The sequence below is a fragment of the Methylobacterium trifolii genome, from assembly GCF_022179685.1.
Classification (GTDB): Bacteria; Pseudomonadota; Alphaproteobacteria; order Rhizobiales; family Beijerinckiaceae; genus Methylobacterium; species Methylobacterium trifolii.
Genome location: NZ_BPRB01000221.1, coordinates 1 through 7,771, shown reverse-complemented (window position 1 = coordinate 7,771; position 7,771 = coordinate 1). Strand labels below are relative to the sequence as shown.

Below are 7,771 nucleotides of genomic sequence, written 5' to 3'. Positions count from 1 at the left end.
ACGACGACCGCCGAGACGAGGACAGGCTGATGGACGAGCCGGAGACAGGTCTCCCGGAAGCGGATCTCCCGCAGGAGAGCCTCGCGGCACAGGGCGCGGCCATGCTCGCCCGCGCGACGGCCGAGGACCGGCAGGTCTTCGGATCGTTCTTCCTCTCCCGCCTCCTGGGCTTTTCCGTCGCCTACGAGGCCGAGCGCTGCATCGTCAGCTTCGAGGCGGCCCCGCCGCTCTTCAACCCCCAGGGCACCCTGCACGGGGGCGTGCTCGCCACCGCCCTCGACGTCTCGATGGGGCATCTGCTGCAGCACCTCGACGGGGCGGGCACGACCCTGGAGATGAAGATCCAGTTCCTGGCGCCGGTGATCTCGGGGTCGACGCGCTGCGAGGCGAGCTTCCTGCGCCGGGGCCGGAGCGTGTCGTTCCTGCAATCGCAGGCCTTCCGCAGCGACGGCCAGCTCGCCGCCCACGCCACCGCCACCTGGAAGCTGCTGCGCAAGGGCAGTTGATCCCGGCTCATCGGCTGTCGTCCGCGCCACTCTGCGACGGTGGGTACTCATATAAATTTGACTTTTCGATTCCTATCAATCTCCCTCATCCTGAGGTGCTGCGAAGCAGCCTCGAAGGAGCCCTCCAGATATCGCCGAGATTTCTGGAGGGCTCCTTCGAGGCTTCCACTGCGTGGAAGCACCTCAGGATGAGGGAGATTGATAGGGTAAGCGATCTAAGGCGCCAATTTTACTGGTTGAAGCTCCATTTTGGAAGTCAAGCTAGCTCTAAGGTCAGGCCGCCGCCTCGGCGAGCTTGAGCAGTTCCGCGCATGTCGACGAGCGGTTGGCGAACTCCTTCCATACGGTGTCGCGGGCGAGGTCGCGCCACTGGCGCAGGCCGTCCTCGTCCAGGGGCTGCACCTTGGCGCCGGCCTTGGTGAAGATGGTCTCGACCTCCACGTCGTCGGCGATGGCGCCCTTCAGCCCGAACGGCTCCATCTCGGCGCCCACCGCCAGGATCGCCTCCTGCTGGTCCTTGGGCAGGCCGTCGAACACGGTCTTGGACATCATGATCGGTTCGAGCATGAACCAGTAGAACCGGCCTCGCCCCGAGGTGAGGTGGCGGGCCAGTTCCTCCACATGGAAGGAGATCATGCTGGTGGACGAGGTCACGGTCGCGTCGCAGGCGCCCGTCTGCATGGCGATGTAGACCTCGTTCGAGGGCAGGTTGAGGGTCGCGGCGCCGGCCGCCTTCATCAGCAGGTCGACCTCCCGCGATCCGCCGCGGATCTTGAGGCCCTTGGCGTCGCCCGGCACGAACAGCGGCCGGCTGCGGCTCGCCGCGTTGCCCGACTGCCAGACCCAGCTGACGAAGATCAGGCCCTTCTCCGCCATCAGCGCGGTCAGGCGCTTGCCGATGGGCGCAGTCTTCCAGGTTGCGGCCTGCTCGTAGGAGGAGACCAGGGCCGGCATCAGGCCGATGCTGGTCTCCGCCACCTCGCCGCTGGCATAGGCCAGCGGCCAGAGGCTCATGTCGAGGGCGGCCTTGCGCATGGCGCCGAACTGGGCCTGCGTCTTCATCAGGGACGAGCCCGGATAGACCTGGACCGTGACGGCGCCGTTGGTGCGCCTCTCGAGTTCCTGCCCGAACCGGCGGCACATGCGGTCCCGGAAGTCGCCCTGGTCGATCGTGCCCCCCGGAAACTGGTGCGACAGCTTCAGGACCGTGGCGGCACGCGCCGCGCCGAGCCCCAGCGTCAACACGGCCGGGGCGGCGAGCGCCGAACGGATGAACGTGCGTCGCGCAATCGGGACGTGGATGGACACGGGCGTCTCTCCTGAATGGATGTTCGGGAATTTACAGACCGACAAAGCAGCCGCGACGGTCGCGCACAAATCGAAGTTTCATATGACGCCATGAACCGGTTCGATGATGGCATCGCTCCACCGGCGCCACAAGCCGACGGTCGTCCTTCCTGCACCCGGCGCATCTCTTCGCGCAGGGTCGGCACGGCAGCATAGCATGGCCGTGTCGCGGCTGGCGGCGGACAATCGTTTTCGTGAATACAGATATACGAAATCGAGATGGGCGGTCCGCCGGGCCGGTCTACGATGGTTAATCCATGAACATGTTGACATATGGCAAAAAAATAGGGCATTTGCTTTATGCGTTGCTTGCTCCTCTGGTGCAGCGTCGTTTGCCGACTGATGTGAACCGAGTCTGGCCTGGGGGCGGCGGATGGCCGATACGAACGATACCGCTCCGACGCCCCGCGGGGCCGCCGTCCCGGACGCCGCCCGGAACGATCCGGGGGGGCCCGTCTCGGCACGCTCGCGCCGGCACCTCGAGGAGATCGCCTCCATTCTCGGGCTGCCCGTCGCGTTCTTCTTCCCCTCCGATCGCGGCGAGCCCGAGCCCGCCGGGCTGCCTCCCGGAACGGTCTCGCGCATCATGGATCTGGCTCTCGCGTTCGCCGCGTGCGGATCGGAGGACAAGCGCGACGCGCTGATGCGATATGTCGGCTCCGTGGGCGGGAGGACGTTCGATCCCTGAACCGGGGCCCGGGTCTCGTCCCTCCGCGCCCTCGCCGCGCGGGTATGGCGCCACATGGCGAAGGCCGGGCGTGGGCACCCGTTCGGGCCGCCTCCGGCCGTAGGCTTTCGGCCGCGCGGACGGATCGGGAAGGGGTCGCGATCCGGGCCGGCCTGCCGCATAAGGCTGGCGGATACAGGCCGCTTCCGGGAATCCCTTCGTGACCGTCACCCAGATCACCCACCACGACCTCGACGGCTACGGCGCCGCCACCATCGTCGGCGCCCATGTCGACGTGGCCCGCATCGTCCACGTCCCGCGCTATTCCGACGTCGGGCCGGTGGTGGAGGACGAACTGAAGCGCCTGAACAAGGCCAAGGCCTCCGAGACCCTGATCATGACCGATCTCGGCCTCGAATCCGTGGCCGTGAAGTTCATCAAGAGCTTTGCCGCGATGAACCGCCGCCGGGAGGAGGCAGGAGCGCTCTCCGCCGATGTGGATACCGGTTCGGCGCGAGAGAGCGCGTCGAAACAGAGGCACCGGCTGATCGTGCTCGACCACCACGCCTCCTCGATCGGGCAGTTGCAGGAGCAGGGCCTGGAGCCGACCGCCGTCGAGGGCGGGGCGAACCTGATGCGCTTCGACCTGCAGGACCCGGACATCGTCGTGCTGATCGACGACGGCGTCTGCGCCACCCGGATGGCGTACGTGCACCGCGCCCTCTACGCCACGCGGGAGGCGGACGGGCTGGAGGCCCTGGTCGAGGCGGTGGACGCCCTCGACCTCTGGAAGAAGGAGCGGCCGGCCTTCCGCGGCGGCCTGACGCTGGACGAGATCTTCTGGGACAACGTCTCCAACCTCGTGCCCATCGGCCACCCCTGGCACGACCGCTTCGTCGGCGAACTCCTCAAGGCGGTCTCCGCCCTCCTGAGCGCGGGCGCGAGCCCGGCCGAGATCGAGACCCAGGTCGGCGCGACCCGCAAGGCGATCGTGGACGGGTTCCTGGCCGGTGAGCCCGACGACGACCGCAGCCTGACCACGCGGATGCGGATCGCCCGCGTGCTGGCGCGCTCCACCGAGCTGTTCCGGCCGCTCTCGGACGGGACGCTGCTGTCCTTCGGCCTGGATTCCGGCACCTTCCAGCGGGTCTCGGACCTGATCATGGAGGGGGGCGGGGCCACGCGGGTGATGAACGTGCAGCGGATGGGCTCGGTCTCGCTGCGCTCCAACAACGAGACGGCCCTGGACGGCGCCCGGAAGTTCCGCGGCGGCGGCCACCGGGACGCGGCCGGCGGCAAGCTCCCCAGCGGCTCGGCCTTCTCCCTGGCCGACGCCCTCGCCCAGGTCGAGCCGGTGCTGAACCCGCCCCCGCCGGACCCCTCCGCCAGCCCCTTCGCCGCCCTGAAGGGCTGGAAGGGCTGAGACCAAGCCTCGGTGAGGATGACCCATCGAGGCTCCGCCCCCGCGACTGCGGGGCGGCGGCCGTCCGCCGGACCTCATAGGTCCTCACCTATGAGACTTGGTATGAGGCCGCCGCATCCCTCGCGGGACGGGGTGCGCCCTGCCGCGAAGGCCACGACCGGGCGCCGGGGCGCGATCGCGCGCCGGCGCCGGGCGAGGCGGCCCATCGGGGCCGCCGATCAGCGCAAGGCGAGGTCGAAGGCCGGCGCGTGTTCGGGCTGGGTCGTCACCACGGCCGAGGGCAGGATGGGGGGGCCGCCGGGCGGGCCGATCCGGAACCGGCCGGCGAACCGGGCCAGCGCCAGCACCGCCTCGGTCAGGGCGAACTGCGCGCCGATGCAGACGCGGGGGCCGACGCCGAAGGGCAGGTAGGCGTAGCGCGGCGGCGGCGGCGCGCCGGGCAGGAAGCGGCCGGGATCGAAGGCGTCGGGGTCCTGCCACAGGCCCCGGTGCCGGTGCAGCACCCAGGGGCTGACGATGACGATGTCGCCCGCCCGCACGGGCAGGCCCGCGACGGTGTCGTCGGCGAGTGCCCGGCGCACGATGACGAAGGCGGGCGGGTAGAGCCGCAGGGTCTCGTCGATCACCGCCCGCGTCAGGGGCAGGCGCCCGTCCGAGGCGCAGCCGGCCGGTTCCGAGAGGTCGGCCCCCCGCGCCTCGGCGGCGACCTGCTCCTGCAGGCCGGGGGCCAGGGCCAGCATGTAGAGCGCCCAGAACAGGGCGACCGCCGTGGTCTCGTGCCCGGCCAGGATCATGGTGGCGACCTGGTCGCGCAGCTCCCCTTGCGTGAAGGCCGCCCCGGTCTCGGGGTTGCGGGCCGCCAGCAGCAGGTCGAGGAGGTCGCGCGAGGCGCGCGGGGCCGGCTCGGCCGCGCGCGCTGCGATGATGCGGTCGAGGAACGGTATCCAGCGGCGGCGGAAGCGGGCGCGGAAGGGGTCGAGCGGCGCGGTCCAGGACAGGGGCATCAGGATGTCGAGGAGGTGCGGCCGGCCCAGGCGCACGCTGTACTCGGCGATGAAGCGGCGCAGCTCCTCGCCGTGGCTCTCCATCGCCACCGAGAACATGCTGCGGCCGGCGGCCTCCAGGGCGAAGCGGTGCAGCACCGCGAACAGGGCGACGGGGCCGCGGGCCGCGTCCCGCTCCAGTTCGCGCACCGTCTCGTCCACGGCCGAGGCGATGTGGGGCACCAGCCCGTCCATGGCCTTGGGGGTGAAGGCCGGCGCCAGGGTCCGGCGCTGGTGGCGCCAGGCCGCGCCCTCGCTGATCAGCAGGCCGTCGCCCAGGATCGGGCGCAGGATGCGGACCGAGCCGGAGGTGCGGGCGTAGTTGCCCTGGTTGTCCACCAGCACCCGGCGGATCGCGTCGGGGTCGTTCAGGGTGAAGCTGGTGCGGCCGATCAGGCGGCGCTGCGTCACCGGCTCCTCGTAGGCGCGCTGCGGCCAGCCGAGCAGGCCGTTGGTGCGCAGCGAGGCGATGTAGGTGAAGAGCGGCGGCTCGCGCAGCGGCGGCTCGCGCCGGGGCGGCACGAGGCGCGGACCGTCGAGGCGGATCGTGCGCGCGTCCATCACCGTCTGCATCGCCGCGTCCCAGGCCGTCCCCGGACGGGTGCGGCCGGCCGCTTGATGCAGGAGGCGGACCGCGGTGTAAACACCGGGGCGCCGGAGCGGCGGCCGACCCGGCCCTCCGGGGCCCGGCCCCGGTCAGCGGGTCAGGCCGGGCCTGACCGCGGCGAAGGCCACCTGCGGGGTCGCCTGTGCCGAGGCCCCGAGGGGAGCCGAGCCGGAGAGGCGCTGCAGGCTGACGGCCCGTCCGCTCAACGTCGGCGCCGGCCTGTCGCCGGGGCGGGCGAGCATCGCCTCGCCCGACTGGGCGAAGAAGCCGGTGAGCATGCCCGGCCGGCCGAAGCCGTCGCGGGTCAGCACCCGCCACGCCGCCGTCTCGACCCGGTCGACGGCCCCGCCGAAGGCGCCGGGGGAGAACACCGCCTCGTAATCCTGGGCGAAGCCGCCGCGGTCGGCGACGAAGCGGCAGTCGGCCGCGGGCATCAGGCCGAGCACGAGGCTCGCCTCGGGCCGCGTCGTGCAGGTCAGCGTGCCGGCCTGGATGGTGGGGGCCTCCGGCTGGACGGCATGGCCATAGGCCGCGCCGGCGGCGAGCGCGGCGGCGGAGAGGGCGATGAGGATGGCGCGCATGGGATGGCTCCGGGCTCGATGCGGGGACGCGACGCGCGCTTCGATTCGAAGCGTCGCACCGACCATGACGGGCCTCGATTGCCGGCGTGTGTTGCGGCCCGTTGCGTCGCCCCGTGGCCGCGCCTTGCCGCCGAGGATCGCGGTATCCCGTCCATCCCCTTGCCGGTTCTGGGTTTTTCGCGCCGACCGCCGCAGCCTCCGCCGTCACGGGAGGCCCTCGCGCGAGACCTATTGTTTCGCCGCGCTGCCACTCGCCTCCCCTGCTCCCGGGTATGGCGGCAGGGTGATGCGGTCGCGGCAGCCCGGCGGGGGCACCGGCCGGGGTTCCCTCGGCGGCCGACGATGCGTCGGGGTGGCGCTGGCCGTCGTCCGGAACGGCCGGCTTGCAGGAACGGCGTCTTATACCAAGTCTCATAGGTGAGGACCTATGAGGTCCGGCGGACGGCCGCCGCCCCGCAGTCGCGGGGGCCAAGCCTCGATGAGTCATCCTCACCGAGGCTTGGTATTAGAGCGCACTCCGACGAAGTGGATACCGGTTCGTCATGAAAGTTCGCGTCAAAACAAAGACCTAGAGCCGTGACCCGACCCAACGTGGTCGGGCACGGCTCTAGAGCCTCTCACGAAACTCCCGATCGGCGGAATTTCTTCCTCTGGGCACCACGGCGCGGCGGGAGTTTCGTGGAAGACACTTAGACACTCCGGCTGTGTCATCGCAACTAAAGGGGGTGTTTCTACAATCAAAATTTTTACGATGTGAGTTTAGTTTCCAGCGTCCGGCAGAAAAAGGACAGTTCACCCTGTGGTCGTGATTTATAATAGTCGTTGTGGCATATATGCCATATTCAACATCCCGATCGTCGAATAGGCAGACCGGTGTGGACGCCACGCTATAGCCGGCCCGTACCTGGGCGCGTGAGCTATAGGCCGCATCGAGGGATCGTATAGCTATGTCGAACATTACCGGGACGGCTGGACCCGACTCGAACCTCAACGGAACGAGCGAGGACGACCAGATCTACGGCCTCGGCGGTGATGATACGATTTCCGGCAATTCCGGCAACGACCTCGTTCTCGGAAACATGGACAACGACGTGTTGTTCGGAAATGCGGGCAACGACAGCCTGTACGGTGGAATGGGCAACGACACGCTCTTCGGCGGACAGGGCCAGGATGTCCTGTTCGGCGATGCCGGCAACGATGTCGTGTTCGGGGATATCGGTGACGATACGCTCCATGGCGGCGCGGGGAACGACACCCTGAATGGCGGCGTGGGCGACGATGTGCTGTACGGCGACGTCGGAAACAACACGATCGTCGGCGATCTCGGCGTGGACACGGCGGTCCTCGTGGGCACCCGGTCCTCCTACAGCGCCGTGGTGGCCAGTGACGGTTCGATCGTCCTGATCGGCGCCCAAGGCGTGACCACGGCGCACGGTGTCGAGTTCTACCGGTTCGACGACGTCACGCTGAGCGCGGAGGGGCTCTTCCAGTACCTGCAGGGCGCGACCGGCGCGACTGGTGCTGCCGGTGGCTCGGGCTCGGCGGGTGCGACGGGCGCCACCGGTGCCACGGGCGTTGCCGGCTCGACGGGCGCCAC

7 protein-coding genes are annotated in these 7,771 nt (G+C 69.7%); 4 read left to right on the top strand and 3 right to left on the bottom strand.

Annotation, left to right across the window (positions count from 1 at the left end):
* A partial coding sequence (locus COGEMETH_RS18520; RefSeq protein WP_238184080.1) for a PaaI family thioesterase occupies positions 1 to 506 on the top strand: 506 nt, incomplete at its 5' end.
* A 273-nt stretch (positions 507 to 779) separates the two neighbouring features.
* Here the strand turns inward: COGEMETH_RS18520 and dctP are convergent.
* Entirely contained in the window at positions 780 to 1,814 is a 1,035-nt protein-coding gene (dctP, locus tag COGEMETH_RS18515) for a TRAP transporter substrate-binding protein DctP (protein ID WP_238184079.1), read from the bottom strand.
* 412 nt (positions 1,815 to 2,226) lie between these two features.
* Here dctP and COGEMETH_RS18510 point away from each other — a divergent pair, with 412 nt between their 5' ends.
* Together COGEMETH_RS18510 and COGEMETH_RS18505 are read left to right on the top strand one after the other, a co-directional pair.
* Positions 2,227 to 2,541 (top strand): hypothetical protein, encoded by a 315-nt coding sequence (locus COGEMETH_RS18510; RefSeq protein ID WP_238184078.1) that lies wholly within the window; start codon positions 2,227 to 2,229, stop codon positions 2,539 to 2,541.
* Between the two features lie 199 nt (positions 2,542 to 2,740).
* Positions 2,741 to 3,943, top strand: a complete 1,203-nt coding sequence (locus COGEMETH_RS18505; protein ID WP_238184077.1) for a dimethylmenaquinone methyltransferase — start codon at positions 2,741 to 2,743, stop codon at positions 3,941 to 3,943.
* A 218-nt stretch (positions 3,944 to 4,161) separates the two neighbouring features.
* Here the strand turns inward: COGEMETH_RS18505 and COGEMETH_RS18500 are convergent, their stop codons facing one another.
* Positions 4,162 to 5,559 (bottom strand): cytochrome P450, encoded by a 1,398-nt coding sequence (locus tag COGEMETH_RS18500; RefSeq protein ID WP_238184076.1) that lies wholly within the window; start codon positions 5,557 to 5,559, stop codon positions 4,162 to 4,164.
* A gap of 123 nt (positions 5,560 to 5,682) precedes the next feature.
* The gene (locus COGEMETH_RS18495; protein ID WP_238184075.1) at positions 5,683 to 6,174 is read right to left on the bottom strand and encodes a DUF992 domain-containing protein; all 492 of its coding nucleotides are present in this window, start codon (positions 6,172 to 6,174) and stop codon (positions 5,683 to 5,685) included.
* A gap of 947 nt (positions 6,175 to 7,121) precedes the next feature.
* Between COGEMETH_RS18495 and COGEMETH_RS18490 the strand changes: the two genes are divergently transcribed.
* On the top strand, positions 7,122 to 7,771 hold a 650-nt coding region (locus COGEMETH_RS18490; protein WP_283215026.1), incomplete at its 3' end, for a calcium-binding protein.